The organism is Rubrivivax sp. JA1055 (assembly GCF_020966565.1).
Taxonomy (GTDB): Bacteria; Pseudomonadota; Gammaproteobacteria; order Burkholderiales; family Burkholderiaceae_C; genus Rubrivivax; species Rubrivivax benzoatilyticus.
In genome coordinates, this window is record NZ_JAJKFP010000005.1 from 451,174 (window position 1) to 466,954 (window position 15,781).

Below are 15,781 nucleotides of genomic sequence, written 5' to 3' on the forward strand. Positions count from 1 at the left end.
GAGTGGCGACACTCCCCGAAGCCCCCGCGCCCCGGCGCCGGGGCTTTTTTCATGCCGTCCCGACGACGGCGCTATCGTTGCCGCCCGTGTCCGCTCCCCTGCTTGCCGTCAACGACCTGCGTGTCCGGTTGCCCACGCCCGATGGCGCCCATGCCGCCGCGATCGACGGCATCTCGTTCACGCTCGGCCGAGGCGGCACGCTGGGCCTGATCGGCGAGTCCGGCTGCGGCAAGTCGCTGACCGCGCTGGCGCTGATGGGCCTGCTGCCCGTGGCCGCGCGCACGAGCGGCTCGATCGTCCTCGACGGCCGCGAGCTGACGACGCTCGCCGAACGCGACTGGTGCGCGCTTCGCGGCGACCGCCTGGCAATGGTGTTCCAGGAGCCGATGACGGCGCTGAACCCGCTGCACACCGTCGGCCGCCAGATCGCCGAGCCGCTGCGCCTGCACCGCGGGCTGTCGGCGGCGGCTGCGCGCGCCGAGGCGCTGCGGCTGCTCGAACGGGTGCACCTGCCCGACGCGGCGCGCCGGCTCGACGCCTACCCGCACCAGCTCTCCGGCGGCCAGCGCCAGCGTGTCGTCATCGCGATCGCGCTGGCCTGCGCGCCCGACCTGCTGATTGCCGACGAGCCGACGACCGCGCTCGACGCCACCGTGCGCCGCGAGGTGCTGGACCTGATCGCCGAACTGCGTGCCGCCACCGGCATGGCGCTGCTGCTGATCAGCCACGACCTCGGCGTGATGGCGCAGTCGGTCGAGCGCCTGCTCGTGATGTACGCCGGCGTCGTCGTCGAGAGCGGCCCGACGGCCGCCGTCTTCGAGCGCCTGGCGCATCCGTACACGCGCGCGCTGTTCGCCGCCCAGCCGCGCCTGGGCCTGCCGCGCGGCACCCGCCTGGCGACGATCCCCGGCCGCGTGCCGGCGCTGGGCCGTCGCCCCGCCGGCTGTCCCTTCGCCGAGCGCTGCCCGCAGGCCGTTGCCGACTGCCGTGCCGCGCTGCCGGCGCCAGTGGCCGTCGGCCCGGGCCACGAGGCGCGCTGCATCCGCGTGCACGCATGACGGCGCCGCTGCTGCAGGTCCACGGGCTCGGCAAGCGCTACCGCCTGCCGCGCGAACAGCTCTTCGCGCCGGCGACCGAACTGCAGGCGCTGGCCGACGTGGACTTCACGCTTGAAGCCGGGCGCACGCTGGGCATCGTCGGCGAATCGGGCTCGGGCAAGAGCACGCTGGCGCGCCTGGTGATGGCGCTCGAGGCGCCGAGCGCCGGCCGCGTGCGGCTCGACGGCGAGGACCTGCACACGCTGGCGCCCGAGGCGCTGCGGCGCGCACGCGCCAAGTTCCAGATGGTCTTCCAGGACCCGTACGGCTCGCTGGACCCGCGGCGCAGCGTGCTGCAGACCGTCACCGAGCCGCTGGCCGTGCTGCACGGCGCCGGGCGTGACGAGCAGCTCGCACGCGCCGTCGAGGTGCTGGAAGCCGTCGGCCTGGGCCCGGCCGATCTGCCGAAGTACCCGCACGAGTTCAGCGGCGGCCAGCGCCAGCGCATCGCGATCGCACGCGCCCTCGTCACGCGGCCGAAACTGATCGTCGCCGACGAGCCGGTCAGCGCGCTCGACGTCTCGGTGCAGGCGCAGGTGCTGAACCTGATGCAGGACCTGCAGCAGCGCTACGGCGTCGCCTATCTGTTCATCAGCCACGACCTGGCCGTCGTCGACCTCGTCAGCGACGAGGTGCTGGTGCTGTACCGGGGCCGGGTCGTCGAGCGCGGCACGCCGGAGCGCCTGTTCCGCGCCCCCGAGCACCCGTACACGCGCCGGCTGCTGGCCGCGGCCCTTGGCGCAGAATCGCGCGGCCATGAATCCCACCCGTAGAACCGTCAACACGCTGCTGGCCGGCCTGCCGCTGGCCGCGGCGCAGCCTCTTGCGCAGGCCCAGGCGGCGAAGAAGCGCCTGGTGCTCGGCATGGTGCTCGAGCCGCCCGGCCTGGACCCGACCGTCGCGCCGGCCGCGGCGATCGGCGAGATCGTGCACTACAACGTGCTCGAAGGGCTGACGAAGATCGGCATGGACGGCCGCGTGTCGCCGCTGCTGGCCGAGTCCTGGACCGTCTCGCCCGACGGCAAGAGCTACGTCTTCCGGCTGCGCCGCGGGGTCGCCTTCTCCGACGGCGCGGCCTTCGACGCCGAAGCCGTGCGCTGGAGCTTCGAGCGCGCGCGCGCCGAGGGCAGCACGAACAAGGCGAAGAAGGCGGTGTTCGACAACATCGCCCGCATCACCGTCGAGAACCCGCAGACCGTCATCCTGACGCTGACCCACGCCGATGCGGCGCTGCCGTTTCGCCTCGGCGAGAGCAGCGCCGTCATCCTGCACCCGGCCAGCGCCGCGAATGCCGCGACGCGGCCGGTCGGCACCGGGCCGTACCGCGTCGACGACTGGAAACGCGGCGTCAGCGTGACGCTGGCCAAGTGGGCCGGCCACCGCGACGCCGCGCGCGTGGCGCTGGAGCGTGTCGTCTTCCGCTTCATCAACGACCCGGCGGCCCAGGTCGCGGCGCTGCTGGCCGGCGACGTCGACGCGATGCCGCGTTTCGCCGCGCTGCAGGCGCTGCCGCAGTTGCGCGCCGACCGGCGTTTCGTCGTCGAGGTCGGCGCCACTGCCGGCAAGGGCATCCTGGCGGTCAACCACCGCCGCAAGCCGTTCGACGACGTGCGCGTGCGCCGCGCGCTGACGCACGCCATCGACCGCCGCGCCTTCATCGCCGGCGCCCAGGAAGGCCTGGGCACGCCGATCGGCAGCCATTTCGCGCCCACCGACAGCGGCTACGTCGACCTGTCGGGCCTCGTCGCCTACGACCCCGACAAGGCGCGTGCGCTGCTGAAGGACGCCGGCGTGACGACGCCGCTGCAGGTCACGCTGACGCTGCCGCCGCCGCCGTACGCGCGCAAGGGCGGCGAGATCGTCGCCGCGATGCTGGCCAAGGTCGGCGTCGTCGCGAAGATCGAGAACGTCGAGTGGGCGCAGTGGCTGTCGGGCGCGTTCAAGGGCCAGTTCGACCTCACGCTGATCAACCACGTCGAGCCGCTGGACTACGCCACCGCCTACGCCGACCCGAAGTACTACTTCGGCTACGACAGCGCCGACTTCCGCCGCCTCGTGACGACCCACGCCGCGAGCAACGACGCACGCGAGAAGGCGCGGCTGTGGCGCGAGATCCAGCGCAAGCTGGCCGACGACGCGGCCAGCGTCTTCCTCTGGAACCCGGCGCAGGTGGCGGTCTGGCGCAAGGGCCTGCGCGGGCTGTGGACACGCTCGCCGATCTTCGCCAACGACCTCGCCGCCGTCTCCTGGGGCGGCTGATGGCGGCGCTGCACACGCTCGACGCCGCGACGCTGGCCACGCTGTACCGGCGCGGCGAGCTGTCGCCGGTGGAGGCCACGCGGGCCGTCATCGAGCGTGTCGAACAGCTCGAACCCACGCTGCACGCGACCTGGGGCTTCGACCCCGACGGCGCGCTCGCCGCGGCGGCCGAGTCGGAACAACGCCACCGCCGCGGCCGGCCGCTGTCGGCGCTGGACGGCGTGCCGGCGATGCTCAAGGAGAACGTCGGCACACGCGGCTTGCCCAAGCCGCTGGGCTGCGCCGCCGTCGAGGCCGCACCCGAAGCCGAGGACTCGCCGCCCGCGGCGCGCCTGCGCGAGGCCGGCTGTGTCTTCGTCGCGCGCACGACGATGCCCGACTACGGCATGCTGTCCTCGGGGCTGTCGAGCCTGCACGCGGCGGCGCGCAACCCGTGGAACCCGGCGCTGACGCCCGGCGGCAGCAGCGCCGGCGCGGGCGCCGGGGCCGCCGCCGGCTACGGCCCGCTGCACGTCGGCACCGACATCGGCGGCTCGATCCGCCTGCCCGCCGGCTGGTGCGGCGTCGTCGGCTTCAAGCCCAGCCTGGGCCGCGTGCCGATCGTGCCGCCGTACGCCGGCCGCTGCGCCGGGCCGATCACACGCACCGTGGCCGACGCGGCGCTGCTGATGGCCGAGCTGTCGCGCGCCGATGCGCGCGACGCGACCAGCCTGCCGCCGCAGGCCATCGCCTGGGACCGGCTCGACGATCTGGACCTGCGCGGCCTGCGCCTGGGCCTGCTGCTCGACGCCGGCTGGGGGCTGGCGCCGCAGCCGTGCCACGTCGAGGTCGTCACCGCCGCGGCACGCGCCTTCGAGGCCGCCGGCTGCATCGTCGAGCCGCTGGCGCCGTTCACGACGCCCGAGATGGCCGAGGGCATCGACCTGTTCTGGCGCATGCGCTCGTGGCTGGACCTGCAGGCGCTGCCGCCCGAGCGGCGCGAGCGTGTGCTGCCGTTCATCCGCGACTGGGCCGGCCGCGGGGCCGGCTACAGCGCCGCCCAGGTCTTCCACGGCCACGCGCAGATGGCCGCGCTGCGCGACGCCGCGGTCGCCGCCTGCGCGCGGTTCGACTTCGTGCTCTCGCCGGTGGCGCCGGTGCCGGCCTTCCCGGCGCTGCACGCCAGCCCGACGAACGACCCGGCGCGGGCGATGGCGCACATCGGCTTCACGCTGCCGTTCAACATGAGCGAGCAGCCGGCCGTCGCGGTGCCGGCCGGCATGACCGCCGACGGCCTGCCGGTCGGGCTGCAGATCGCCGGCCGGCGCCACGACGACCTCGGCGTGCTGCAACTGGCGCGCGCCTGGGAACGGCTGCGGCCGCCGCTGCCGGCCGGGCCGCCGATCTGAGGCCGGACGCAGGACGCCGGAAGGCGTTCTGCGCCTGCCGAAGGCCCGAGCGCGATGGCACGCGCGAGGACTGAGCCCCGCCGGGGCGTGTTACAGGCTCGCGCTACAGTCCCGCCATGGCGTTTTTCGATCTGCGAGGCAACCCCGTCGGCTGCGGTGTCGCCGCGGCGCGTGATGCCGCGGAGTCGGCGCTGTGGCGGCTGATGTCGTTCTACGACTCGCCGCTGGCCGATCTCGACGCGGCGATCGCGGCCGATCCCGGCTGGGCGATGCCGCACCTGATGAAGGCTGGCTGGCTGCTCGCCGCCACCGACCCCGGCGAGCTCGGCGCGGTGGCCCGACACCTGGACGCGGCGCGCGAGCGTCTGGGCGGTGCCGGTGTGCGCGAGCGGGCCCACCTCGAGGCGCTGCAACTGGTGTTCGAAGGCCGCTGGCACAACGCCTGCCGCCGCTGGGACGACCTGCTGCTCGAGTACCCGCGCGACGCGCTGGCGCTGCAGTGGACGCACCAGTGGGACCTGCACCGCGGCGACAGCGCCGGCATGCGCATGCGCCCGGCGCGTTCGCTGCCCGACTGGGACGCCGACGACCCGCTGTACCCCTTCGTGCTCGGCCTCTACGCCTTCGGGCTGGAGGAGTGCAACCTGTACCCGCAGGCCGAGGAGGCCGCGCGCCAGGCGCTGCAGGCCGACCGCCGCGTCACCTGGGCGGTGCACGCCGTGGCCCACGTGCTGGAGATGCAGGGCCGGCACGACGAAGGCTCGGCCTGGCTGCGTCTGCACCAGCACGACTGGGCCGACGGCAACGCCTTCGCGTCGCATCTGTGGTGGCACAAGGCGCTGTTCCGCGTCGAGGCGATGGACTGCGCCGGTGTGCTGCGCCTGGTCGACGGCCACCTGACGGCCGAGACGCTGACGACGACGCCGCAGCGTGTCGACGCCGCGGCGATGCTGTGGCGGCTGCACCTCGTCGGCGAGGACGTCTCGGCGCGTGCGCTGGCGCTGGCCGACGCCTGGGCCGAGGCCGACGACGAGCCCGGCCACTATGCCTTCAACGACCTGCACCGTGTCATCGCGCTGCTCGCCGCCGGCCAGGTCGGCCGCGCCGAACGCTGGGTGGCGCGCTGCGCCGAACGTGCGCTCGCCCTCGACGACGCGCGCCGCGTCAACCACACGATGGCACGCGAGGTCGGCCTGCCGTTGATGCGCGCCTTGCTGGCCTTCGCGCGCGGCGACTTCGACACTGCCGCCGACAGCCTCTACCCGGCGCGCATGTCGGCGCCTGCGCTCGGCGGCAGCCATGCGCAGCGCGACCTGATCGACCAGACCCTGCTCGCCGCGGCGGTGCAGGGCCGGCGGCGCGACCTCGGCCGCGCGCTGCTCAACGAACGCCTGATGGCCAAGCCGGCGACGGCGCTGACGCGCCACTGGGCCTCGCGCCTGGGCCTGGCGCGCGAGGCGCGCGCCTGAGGACGCGGGCATGGCGACGCGGCGTGAAGACGAGCGCCTCGAGCGCCTGCGCACGCTGGACGAGCAGATCGCCGACGCGCTGCGCGAGAGCCAGGACAACGGCGAGCTGAAGTCCGCGCCCAGCTGGGGCCGGCCGCTGGCGCTGGACGACGGCTACGACCAGACGCCCGACGGCCTGAAGATGCCGTTCAAGATCCTGAAGGACGCCGGCCACGTGCCGGCCGAGGTCGAGCTGATGCGCGAGATCGCCGCGCTGCAGGCCGAGCTCGACGCCGCGCCGGCGGCCGAGGCCGACACGCCGGCCTGGCGCGCCAAGCGCCAGCGTGTCGCCGAGAAGCGCCAGCTGCTGGCGTTGCGTCTCGAACACCTGCGCCGCAGCGGCAGCCTCTGATCGCCGTCCGGGCGGCGTGTGCAGGCGCACAATGCCGTGGTCCAGTCGTCCGCGAGGGGCCATGTCCGAACACCACGCCCAGGTCGAATGGCGGCGCCAGCCCGCCGAGGCCTTCACCGACCAGCGCTACAGCCGCTTGCATGCGCTGCGTTTCGACGGCGGAGCCGAGATCGCCGCCTCGGCTTCGCCCGGTGTCGTGCCGTTGCCGTACTCCAACGCCAGCGCCGTCGACCCCGAGGAGCTGTTCGTCGCCTCGCTGGCCAGCTGCCACATGCTCTGGTTCCTGTCGCTGGCGGCCAGCGCCGGCTGGCGCGTCGACTCCTATGTCGACGATGCCGTCGGCACGATGGGGCGCGACGAGCAGGGCCGGCCCTTCCTGACCACCGTGACGCTGCGCCCGCGTGTGCGTCTGGCCGGCGACGCCGTGCCCGAAGCGGCCCGCCTGGCGGTGCTGCACCACCGTGCGCACGAGGCGTGTTTCATCGCCAACTCGGTGAAGACCGAGGTGCGCCTGGAGCCGCAGCCATGACGCGGCTGCGCACCGCGCGCCTCGTGCTGCGCAGTTTCGGCCCGGCCGACGTCGAGCCCTATGCCGAGATGTGCGCCGACGCCGAGGTCATGCGCCACATCGGCGCCGGCGGCCCGGTCGGGCGCGACGTCGCCTGGCGCCAGGTGGCGATGTTCGTCGGCCACTGGACGCTGCGCGGCCACGGCATGTGGGCCGTCGAGCGCCAGAGCGACGGCCGCATGCTCGGCCGCGTCGGCTTCATGCACCCCGAGGGCTGGCCCGGCTGCGAGCTCGGCTGGCTGCTCGCGCGCGACGCCTGGGGCCAGGGCTACGCCGAGGAGGCGGCGCGTGCCGCGCTCGCCTGGGGCCGCGACGTGCGCGGCATCGTCTCGCCGATCAGCCTGATCCGGCCTGCCAACGAGCGCTCGATCCGCCTCGCCGAACGCCTGGGTGCGGTGGCCGACACCGAGATCGACTTCCTCGGCGACCGTGCCGTCGTCTGGCGCCACGTCGCGCCGTAACGGGCCGGCCGCACGGCGCATTGCATTTCATCTGCCGGACGAACGCTGGCCCATAAGCGCCGATCACACGGCCTCGTCAATGGCCGGTGCGCCCGTCAATTCAGCGAAATTGCGGTCGCGATTCGAGCGTTTCATGGGGCCCGCTGACGAATTGCATTGGCGATGGCCGGCGCCACGGCATTCGGATCGCCGTCGTGGTAAGTTCCGCGCTGCGCGGGCCGCCGGCCCGCGCGAATCACCCGCCGTCGTCGGCAGGCGGGCGGGCCGGTCAACGTAACCGGCCCGTGGGGAGGACGTTGGCGGCTGCGTCCAGCACGGAATGAAAATGACGAAAACATACAGCCAGGTTCTCCAGCAGATCGAATCGCTGAAGGCCGAAGCCGAGAAGATCCGGCGTCGTGAACTCGACGCCGTCATCACCACCATCCGCGAGCAGATCGCCCAATACGGCCTCACCGCCGCCGATCTCGGCCTCGTGGCCGCCAAGCCGCGTGCGCGCAAACGCAAGCTGGTCGTCGCCAAATACCGCGACGAAGCCGGCAATACCTGGGTCGGCCGCGGCAAGCGCCCGCAATGGGTTCGCGACGCATTGGCCGCCGGCAAGACGCTGCGCGACCTAGAGTCCAAGGCCTGAGGCGGCGCGCCGCCGGCGCTCATTCGGCGACGGTCTGGCGCACGGCGCGTTCCCAGCGGGCCATCAGCTCGGCGGCGCGGTCGCGCGCCATCGTCGGCAGGAAGCGGCGCTCGGCCTGCCACAGCGCCGCCAGCTCCGCGCGGTCGCGCCAGATGCCGACGCCCAGCCCGGCGAGGTAGGCCGCGCCCAGCGCGGTCGTCTCCGTGACCTGCGGGCGCAGCACCGGGATGCCCAGCAGGTCGGCCTGGAACTGCATCAGCAGATCGTTGACGCAGGCGCCGCCGTCCACGCGCAGTTCGGTCAGCGGCCGGCCGCCCGGCTGCGCCGCGGCGTCGCGTGCCATCGCCTGCAGCAGTGCCGCGCTCTGGAAGGCGATGCTCTCCAGCGCCGCACGCGCGATGTGCGCCACCGTGCTGCCGCGTGTCAGGCCGACGATGGTGCCGCGCGCGTCGGCGTTCCAGTACGGCGCGCCCAGGCCGGTGAAAGCCGGCACGAACATCACGCCGCCGGCGTCGGGCACGCTCTCGGCCAGCGCCTGCACCTCGCCGCTGGCGCGGATCGCCTGCAGGCCGTCGCGCAGCCACTGCACGACGGCGCCGCCGATGAAGACGCTGCCTTCCATCGCGTACTCGCGTGCCGTGCCGGTGCGCGCCGCGGCGGTCGACACCAGGCCGTTGGCCGAACGCTCGAAACGCTCGCCGGTGTGCATCAGCATGAAGCAGCCGGTGCCGTAGGTGTTCTTCGCCAGGCCGGGCTCGAAGCACGCCTGGCCGAACAGCGCCGCCTGCTGGTCGCCGGCGACGCCGGCGATCGGGATCGGTGCGCCGAACAGCCCGGCGTCGGTCTCGCCGAAGGCATGGCTGGACGGCAGCACCTGCGGCAGCACGCTGTCGGGCACGTGCAGCGCGGCCAGCAACTCGTGGTCCCAGGTGTCGTGGCGGATGTCGTAGAGCATCGTGCGCGACGCGTTGCTGACGTCGGTGGCGTGCACGCGCCCGCCGGTCAGATTCCAGATCAGCCAGCTGTCGACGGTGCCGAAGGCCAGCTCGCCCTGGGCCGCGGCGAGGTGCGCGCCGTTCACGTGGTCCAGGATCCAGCGGATCTTGGTCGCCGAGAAATACGGGTCGATGACCAGGCCGGTGCTGCGCCGCACCGTCTCCTCGAGCCCGTCGGCGCGCAGCCGCGCGCACAGCGGCTCGCCGCGGCGGTCCTGCCAGACGATGGCGTTGCACACCGGCTGGCCGGTGCGGCGGTTCCAGACGACGGTGGTCTCGCGCTGGTTGGTGATGCCGATCGCGGCGATGTCGTGTGCCGTCAGGCCGGCGCGGGCGATGGCCTCGCGTGCGGTGGCGAGCTGGCTCTGCCAGATTTCCTCGGGGTCGTGCTCGACCCAGCCGGGCTGCGGGTAGTGCTGGCGGAACTCGCGCTGCGCCAGCGCGACGATGCGCCCGGTCTCGTCGAAGACGATGCTGCGCGAGCTGGACGTGCCCTGGTCGAGCGCGAGGACGTGGCGGGACATGCGGTGCTCCTGTTCGGTGCCGGCGAGCATAGGAGCGGCGCGCCGCCGGCGGAAGCCATCGCCCGCGGGCCGCGGTAGATTGCGGCACCCGCCATGACGATCACGCCCGCCGCGTCCATGCCCGGTGTCCCGCAGGCTTTCGAGGCCCGCGAGGATGCCGCCGAGTTCCGCCGCCCGGCGCACCGCCCGGGCGTGGAGCTGTACCGCGCGGCGATCGTGCGCCATGCCTTCGAGCCGCACGCGCACGACGGCTTCGGCGTCGGTGCGATCGAGGCCGGTGCCGAACGTTTCCGCTACCGCGGCAGCGAGCTGCTGGCGCCGGCCGATTCGCTGGTGCTGATGAACCCCGGCGAGCTGCACACCGGCCGCGCCGAGACCGAGGCCGGCTGGCGCTACCGCATGGCCTATGTCGACGAGGCGCTGGTCCAGGCGCTGACCGGCGAGCGCTGGTGTTTCGCCGACGCGGTGGCGGCCGACGCGCCGCGTGCGCGACGTGTCGGCCGGCTGCTGGCCGCGCTGTGGCAGGCCGCCGACGAGCCGCTGGCCTTCGACGGCCTGCTCGCCGAGCTGCTGGACGTGCTGCGCCCGCACGCCCGTGCCGACCGCGCCGCGGCACGCGAGGCGGCACCGCGTTTCGGCGTGGTGCTGGACTGCATGCAGGCGCGCCTGGCCGAACGCCTGACGCTGGAGGAGCTGGCCGCCGTGGCGGGGCTGAGCCCCTTCCACTTCCTGCGCCGCTTCCGCGAGGCGCAGGGTGCGACGCCGCAGCAGGTGCTGATGTCGCTGCGCCTGCAGGCCGCGCAGCGCCAGCTCGCCGCCGGCGTCGCGCCGGCCGAGGTCGCCGCAGCCACCGGGCTGGCCGACCAGGCGCACCTGACACGCGCCTTCGCGGCGCGTTACGGCGTCACGCCCGCGCGTTACCAGCGGCAGGTGCGCGCGCGCTAGGAGTCTGCGCGGCTTCTGCCGCGCAGACTCCTAGCTTGCGGCTGTCACGCACAGCTCCCCCGAGCCCCCTCCGGGAGGGTGCTCCAGCTCGTTCCACCACACCCTCCAGCCTCCCTCCGCGAGGGAGGCTCCAGTCAGCTTGACGAGCCGCTTTGCCGTGCCGCGTTGCAGGAGGCGGCGGGGCTCGCCCTCAGCGCCGCGCCTCGCGCCCTCGGGAGTCGATGGCGTCGCTTTCAGCGTCGCCGCGCCTCGCGCGCGATCCACTCGTCGACCAGCGTTTCCAGCGTCGACAGCGGCAGCTCGCCCTGGTCGATCAGCGCGTTGTGGAAGCGGCGCAGGTCGAACTTCGGCCCCAGCCGGGCCTGGGCGCGCGCGCGCAGCTCGTCGAGCTTCAGCCGGCCGACCATGTAGCCCAGCGCCTGGCCGGGGTCGGAGGTGTAGCGGTCGACCTCGGCCTCGACGAAGGGGCGGTCGACGCCGGTGCGCTCGACCATGAAGTCGATCGCCTGCTGGCGGCTCCAGCCCCGGGCGTGGAGGCCGGTGTCGACGACCAGGCGCGCGGCGCGGAAGGCCTGCCACTGCAGGTGGCCGAACAGGCTGTACGGGTCGTCGTAGGCGCCAAGCTCGCGCATCAGCGTCTCGGCGTACAGCGCCCAGCCTTCGACGTAGGCGGTGTAGCCGCCGCCTTCGCGGCGGAAGTCGGGCAGGTCGCTGAGCTCCAGCGCGCGTGCGCCCTGCAGGTGGTGGCCCGGCACGGCCTCGTGCGCCACCAGCGTGGCCATGCCCCAGGTCGTCTGCTGGCGCCAGCCGACGAGGTTGGCGTTGAACCAGCCCGGCCGGCTGCCGTCGGCGGCGCCGCCTTCGTAGAACTCGGCGGCATCGGGGCCCAGGTGCTCGGGCATGGCGCGCACGCCGTAGGTGCCGCGCGGCAGCTCGGCGAACAGCCGCGGCATCTCGGCGTCGAAACGCTTGGCGATCGCGCGGTAGCGCTGCAGCAGCTCGTCGGGGCCGGAGACGAAGAAACGCGGGTCGGTGTTGAGCCACTTCACGAAGGCCGCGAAGTCGCCGCTGAAGCCGGTCGAGCGTTTCACGTCCTCCATCTCGGCACGCAGCTGGGCCAGCTCGCGCAGGCCGAGCGCGTGGATGGCGTCGGCGCCGAGGGCGGTCGTCGTGCGCTGGCGCACCAGCATCTCGTAGACGCGTGCGCCGTCCGGGTAACGCGCCAGCGAGCCGTCGGCCGGCGCCTTCGCGCGGTACTCGCCGGCGACGAACTCGCGCAGCCGGCGCATCGCCGGCACGACGTCGCGCTCGATCGCCCCCCGGGCCTGGGCCTCCAGCGCCGCACGCTCGGCCGCGGGCAGTGTCGGCGGCAGGCGGCGCCAGGGCTCGAAGAACGGGCCGGCGGTCGGGTCGGCCGGGAGCTGGGCGTCGATCTGCGCCAGCGCGCGGTCGAGCACCGGCGCCGCCGGCACCCAGCCCAGCGCCAGGCCGCGGCGCATCAGCGCGATCTCCTGGTCGATGCGCCGCGGCAGCGCCGCCATGCGGGCCAGCACCTTGGCGGCGTCGGCGCGGCCGGTCATCGGCATCATGCGCAGCAGGCTGGAGAACTCGGACTGCACGCCGCCCATCGCGGCGATGCGCAGGCTGCGCCAGCCTTCGAAGGGCTGCTCGGCGAGGTGGCGTTCGCGCTGCTCGATGAACAGGTCCAGCGAGACGCGGTCGGCCGGCGACAGCCGCGCGCGCGGGATCGCCCGCGCCTCGGCCAGCCAGCGGCGTTCCTGGGCCAGGGCCGCCTGTTCGGCCTCGGGCGACACCTCGCCGAGCCGGTCGTCGTAGCGGTGGTCGCCGCGCCAGGTGGCCCACTCGGGGTAACGGCGCGCGCTGTCCTCCCACTGGCGCGCGAACAGCGCGTGCAGCGTGCGGGTCGCGCCGGCGTCGGCCTTGGTGGTGGCCTTGGCGGTGGTGGCCGCCGGGGCGGCGAGGGCGGTCGGGGTGGTGGCGGCGCTGCCCAGCGTCAGGGCGGCGGCGACGGCCAGCAGGCGAAGCGGCATCGGGAGGTCTCGTGGACGGCGAAGCCGTCAATTCTGGCGGCGGCCGGGCCGGCGCGCCGCCGGTGCGACGAAGCGCGGCGGGCGCCGACGAAGCTGGCGCAATCCGGTACAAGACCGCCGCCGGCCGCTGCGGCACGATCGCCCCATGTCCCACCGTGCCGCGCTCGTCTCCGGAACCCTGTTCGCCCTCGCCGCCGGGCTGATGTGGGGGCTGATCTTCGTCGCCCCGCTGCTGCTCGCGGCCTACCCGCCGGCGATGCTGTCGGTCGGGCGCTACCTGGCCTTCGGCCTGATCGCGCTGCCGCTGGCCTGGCTGGACCGCGCGCGCATCCGCGAGCTGACCCGCGCCGACTGGGCCGATGCGCTGCGCCTGGCCCTGGTCGGCAACCTGCTCTATTACCTGCTGCTGTCCTCGGCGATCCAGCGCGCCGGCGGGCCGCTGCCGACGATGATCATCGGCACGCTGCCGCTGGTCATCGCGGTGGCCTCCAACCGCCGCAACCGGCACCGCGACGGGCTGCTGTCGTGGCGCCAGCTGGCGCCCTCGCTGCTGCTGATCGGCGCCGGGCTGGCGCTGGTCAACCGCGCCGAGCTGGCGCAGCTCGCGCCCGATGCCGACCGCGGCCGTTATGCCCTGGGCGCGCTGCTGGCCGTCGGCGCGATGGCCTGCTGGACCTGGTACCCGATCCGCAACGCCGACTGGCTGCGCGCCCACCCCGACCGATCGCCGTCGACCTGGGCCACCGCGCAGGGGCTGGCGACGCTGCCGCTGGCGCTGGCCGGGGCGCTGATGCTGGCCGTGGCGTCGGCGGCGGGCTGGATCGAGCTCGGCGGGCCGCTGGGGCCGACGCCGTGGCGTTTCGTCGGCCTGATGCTGGTCGTCGCGCTGCTGTGCTCCTGGCTGGGCACGCTGTGCTGGAACGAAGCCAGCCAGCGCCTGCCGACGACGCTGGCCGGCCAGCTGATCGTCTTCGAGTCGCTGGCCGGCCTGGCCTACGCCTTCATGCTGCGCGGCCAGTGGCCGCCGGCCGACACGCTGGCCGGCATCGTGCTGCTGATCGCCGGCGTCGCCTGGGCGCTGCGTGCGAAGCCGCAGCCGGTGCCGGCCGCCGCCTGAATCACGCGATCAGCTCGTCCAGCAGCTCGATCCAGTGCCGCACCGGCGTTTTCGTGCCGCCCTGCAGGTGCTGGATGCAGCCGAAGTTGGCCGAGACGATGACGCCGGCTTCCAGCGGCTCCAGCTGCGCCAGCTTGCGCCGGCGCAGCGCCTGCGACAGCTCGGGCTGCAGCACGCTGTAGGTGCCGGCCGAGCCGCAGCACAGGTGGCTCTCGCTGCCCGCCAGGCGCACGTCGAAACCCAGCTCGCGCAGCCCGTCCTCGACGCCGCCACGCAGCTTCTGGCCGTGCTGCAGCGAGCACGGCGGGTGGTAGGCGACCCGCGTGCCGGGCGCGATCTTCAGCCGCGGTTTGAGCGCCGCGACGATGTCGGGCAGCAGCTCGCCGACGTCGCGCGCCATCTCGGCGACGCGGCGCGCCTTGTCGGCATAGGCCGGGTCGTGGGCCAGCGCCCGGCCGTACTCCTTGACCGTCGTGCCGCAGGCCGAGGCGTTGAGCACCAGCGCCTCGACACGCCCCTGCGAGGTCAGGCCCTCGATCAGCGGCCACCAGGCGTCGATGTTGCGGCGCATGTCGGCCAGCGCGCCTTCGGTGTCGCCGAGGTGGCCGCGGATCGCGCCGCAGCAGCCGGCTTCGTCGGCGACCAGGGTCTGGATGCCGGCGGCGTCGAGCACACGCGCGGTCGCCGAGTTGATGTTCGGCGCCAGCGAGGGCTGCACGCAGCCCAGCAGCATCAGCACCTTGCGCTTGTGCTCGCGCTGCGGCCAGAGCCTGGCGCGTGCGCCGGGCGCGGCGGTGACCTTGTCCTTGATCCGCGCCGGCAGCAGCGGCCGCAGCGCGCGCCCGGCGGCGACCGCCGCGCCGAAGGCCGGCGAGGTCATGCCTTCCTTGAGCAGCCAGCGCGCGGTGCGTTCGCCGCGCGGGCGCTCGACCCGCTGCTCGACGAGGTGGCGGCCGATGTCGACCAGGCGGCCGTACTGCACGCCGCTGGGGCAGGTGCTCTCGCAGTTGCGGCAGGTCAGGCAGCGGTCCAGGTGCAGCTGCGTGCTGCGCGTGACCGGCGCGCCTTCGAGCAGCTGCTTGATCAGGTAGATGCGGCCGCGCGGGCCGTCGAGCTCGTCGCCGAGCAGCTGGTAGGTCGGGCAGGTGGCGGTGCAGAAGCCGCAGTGCACGCACTGGCGCAGGATGGCCTCGGCCTCCTCGCCTTCGGGCGTGCCGCGGAACTCCGCCGACAGATGGGTCTGCATCAGGCGAGGGTGTAGGTCAGGACCCAGAAGTGCTCGCGCGCGGTCCAGCGGACGTCGCGGGCGCGCGGGCCGGCGGCGGCGACGGCCTCTTCGCGGGTCGGGTAGTTCTTGAGGATCTCGTGCTCCGAGCCGTCGTCCAGGCGGCGGCGCTGCCAGGTGTCGCCCTGGGCGTCGGTGCGGGCGATCGGCGTGCTGCGCCCGGGCACGAACACGTTGTCCAGCAGCACGACGCGGGCACCGGGCACGAGGCGTGTGTGCAGCGCCTGCAGCCAGGGCGCCCAGCGTGCGCGTTCCAGGTGGCTCCACCAGCAGCCGGCGAAAGCGCCGTCGAAGCGCTCGTCGCCGAGGTGGGCGAGGTCGCTCGCGTCGCCGAGGCGCCACTCGACGCTGGGCGGCACCGGCTTGGCGCGGGCGACGGCCAGCGGGCCGGGGTTCAGGTCGGTGGCCAGCCAGCGCCGCGCATCGCGTGCGCCGTGCGGTGTCCACCAGCCGGTGCCGCAGGCCAGCTCGAGCACCGAACGCCCGGCGAAGGCGGTGGCGAGTTCGGCTTCCAGCACGCGCAGCTCGTCCTGGCGCTCGGGGCGGCGGTAGATGCGTTCGTACTCGGCAGCGCGGCGTTCGTAGTAGTCGAGCATG

Annotated in this window: 15 protein-coding genes; 11 read left to right on the plus strand and 4 right to left on the minus strand. The window is 74.1% G+C overall.

What is annotated here, in order from left to right; translation table 11 throughout:
- Nucleotides 1-86 precede the first annotated feature (86 nt).
- From LOC65_RS08795 to LOC65_RS08835, 9 genes are all read left to right on the plus strand, one after another.
- Nucleotides 87-1,058: an ABC transporter ATP-binding protein gene (locus LOC65_RS08795; protein WP_230247230.1), complete on the plus strand. Its 972-nt coding sequence runs from the start codon at nt 87-89 to the stop codon at nt 1,056-1,058.
- On the plus strand, nt 1,055-1,870 hold the full coding sequence (locus LOC65_RS08800; protein WP_230247231.1) for an ATP-binding cassette domain-containing protein: 816 nt from the start codon (nt 1,055-1,057) through the stop codon (nt 1,868-1,870). The genes LOC65_RS08795 and LOC65_RS08800 overlap by 4 nt, the downstream gene beginning before the upstream one ends.
- Entirely contained in the window at nt 1,854-3,356 is a 1,503-nt protein-coding gene (locus LOC65_RS08805; protein ID WP_230247232.1) for an ABC transporter substrate-binding protein, read from the plus strand. The genes LOC65_RS08800 and LOC65_RS08805 overlap by 17 nt, the downstream gene beginning before the upstream one ends.
- On the plus strand, nt 3,356-4,744 hold the full coding sequence (locus LOC65_RS08810) for an amidase (protein ID WP_230247233.1): 1,389 nt from the start codon (nt 3,356-3,358) through the stop codon (nt 4,742-4,744). The genes LOC65_RS08805 and LOC65_RS08810 overlap by 1 nt, the downstream gene beginning before the upstream one ends.
- A 116-nt stretch (nt 4,745-4,860) precedes the next feature.
- Nucleotides 4,861-6,213, plus strand: coding sequence for a tetratricopeptide repeat protein (locus LOC65_RS08815; protein ID WP_230247234.1), 1,353 nt, complete (start codon nt 4,861-4,863; stop codon nt 6,211-6,213).
- 10 nt (nt 6,214-6,223) lie between these two features.
- On the plus strand, nt 6,224-6,604 hold the full coding sequence (locus tag LOC65_RS08820; protein ID WP_009858997.1) for a DUF1992 domain-containing protein: 381 nt from the start codon (nt 6,224-6,226) through the stop codon (nt 6,602-6,604).
- 61 nt (nt 6,605-6,665) lie between these two features.
- On the plus strand, nt 6,666-7,133 hold the full coding sequence (locus LOC65_RS08825; protein WP_009858998.1) for an OsmC family protein: 468 nt from the start codon (nt 6,666-6,668) through the stop codon (nt 7,131-7,133).
- Entirely contained in the window at nt 7,130-7,633 is a 504-nt protein-coding gene (locus LOC65_RS08830) for a GNAT family N-acetyltransferase (protein WP_230247235.1), read from the plus strand. The genes LOC65_RS08825 and LOC65_RS08830 overlap by 4 nt, the downstream gene beginning before the upstream one ends.
- Before the next feature lie 325 nt (nt 7,634-7,958).
- Complete coding sequence (locus LOC65_RS08835) at nt 7,959-8,267, plus strand: H-NS family nucleoid-associated regulatory protein (protein ID WP_009859000.1); 309 nt, start codon at nt 7,959-7,961, stop codon at nt 8,265-8,267.
- A 19-nt stretch (nt 8,268-8,286) separates the two neighbouring features.
- Here LOC65_RS08835 and glpK read toward each other — a convergent pair whose 3' ends face one another.
- Nucleotides 8,287-9,786 (minus strand): glycerol kinase GlpK, encoded by a 1,500-nt coding sequence (gene glpK, locus LOC65_RS08840; protein WP_230247236.1) that lies wholly within the window; start codon nt 9,784-9,786, stop codon nt 8,287-8,289.
- 93 nt (nt 9,787-9,879) lie between these two features.
- Between glpK and LOC65_RS08845 the strand changes: the two genes are divergently transcribed.
- Entirely contained in the window at nt 9,880-10,731 is an 852-nt protein-coding gene (locus tag LOC65_RS08845) for an AraC family transcriptional regulator (RefSeq protein ID WP_164962479.1), read from the plus strand.
- 233 nt (nt 10,732-10,964) lie between these two features.
- Here LOC65_RS08845 and LOC65_RS08850 read toward each other — a convergent pair whose 3' ends face one another.
- Nucleotides 10,965-12,782 (minus strand): DUF885 family protein, encoded by a 1,818-nt coding sequence (locus tag LOC65_RS08850; RefSeq protein WP_230247237.1) that lies wholly within the window; start codon nt 12,780-12,782, stop codon nt 10,965-10,967.
- Between the two features lie 145 nt (nt 12,783-12,927).
- On the opposite strand from LOC65_RS08850, the gene LOC65_RS08855 reads away from it, so the two are divergent.
- Nucleotides 12,928-13,899, plus strand: coding sequence for a DMT family transporter (locus tag LOC65_RS08855; RefSeq protein ID WP_230247238.1), 972 nt, complete (start codon nt 12,928-12,930; stop codon nt 13,897-13,899).
- Between the two features lies 1 nt (nt 13,900).
- Here the strand turns inward: LOC65_RS08855 and glcF are convergent, their stop codons facing one another.
- Both glcF and LOC65_RS08865 read right to left on the minus strand, forming a co-directional pair.
- Complete coding sequence (gene glcF, locus LOC65_RS08860) at nt 13,901-15,145, minus strand: glycolate oxidase subunit GlcF (protein ID WP_230247239.1); 1,245 nt, start codon at nt 15,143-15,145, stop codon at nt 13,901-13,903.
- On the minus strand, nt 15,145-15,780 hold the full coding sequence (locus LOC65_RS08865) for a class I SAM-dependent methyltransferase (protein WP_230247240.1): 636 nt from the start codon (nt 15,778-15,780) through the stop codon (nt 15,145-15,147). The genes glcF and LOC65_RS08865 overlap by 1 nt, the downstream gene beginning before the upstream one ends.
- Nucleotide 15,781: the final 1 nt, after the last annotated feature.

Coding starts and splice junctions, on each gene's coding strand:
- LOC65_RS08800 (WP_230247231.1), top strand. CDS start 1,055: ATGACGGCGCCGCTGCTGCAGGTCCACGGGCTCGGCAAGCGCTACCGC.
- LOC65_RS08805 (WP_230247232.1), top strand. CDS start 1,854: ATGAATCCCACCCGTAGAACCGTCAACACGCTGCTGGCCGGCCTGCCG.
- LOC65_RS08810 (WP_230247233.1), top strand. CDS start 3,356: ATGGCGGCGCTGCACACGCTCGACGCCGCGACGCTGGCCACGCTGTAC.
- LOC65_RS08815 (WP_230247234.1), top strand. CDS start 4,861: ATGGCGTTTTTCGATCTGCGAGGCAACCCCGTCGGCTGCGGTGTCGCC.
- LOC65_RS08820 (WP_009858997.1), top strand. CDS start 6,224: ATGGCGACGCGGCGTGAAGACGAGCGCCTCGAGCGCCTGCGCACGCTG.
- LOC65_RS08825 (WP_009858998.1), top strand. CDS start 6,666: ATGTCCGAACACCACGCCCAGGTCGAATGGCGGCGCCAGCCCGCCGAG.
- LOC65_RS08830 (WP_230247235.1), top strand. CDS start 7,130: ATGACGCGGCTGCGCACCGCGCGCCTCGTGCTGCGCAGTTTCGGCCCG.
- LOC65_RS08835 (WP_009859000.1), top strand. CDS start 7,959: ATGACGAAAACATACAGCCAGGTTCTCCAGCAGATCGAATCGCTGAAG.
- glpK (WP_230247236.1), bottom strand. CDS start 9,786: ATGTCCCGCCACGTCCTCGCGCTCGACCAGGGCACGTCCAGCTCGCGC.
- LOC65_RS08845 (WP_164962479.1), top strand. CDS start 9,880: ATGACGATCACGCCCGCCGCGTCCATGCCCGGTGTCCCGCAGGCTTTC.
- LOC65_RS08850 (WP_230247237.1), bottom strand. CDS start 12,782: ATGCCGCTTCGCCTGCTGGCCGTCGCCGCCGCCCTGACGCTGGGCAGC.
- LOC65_RS08855 (WP_230247238.1), top strand. CDS start 12,928: ATGTCCCACCGTGCCGCGCTCGTCTCCGGAACCCTGTTCGCCCTCGCC.
- glcF (WP_230247239.1), bottom strand. CDS start 15,145: ATGCAGACCCATCTGTCGGCGGAGTTCCGCGGCACGCCCGAAGGCGAG.
- LOC65_RS08865 (WP_230247240.1), bottom strand. CDS start 15,780: ATGCTCGACTACTACGAACGCCGCGCTGCCGAGTACGAACGCATCTAC.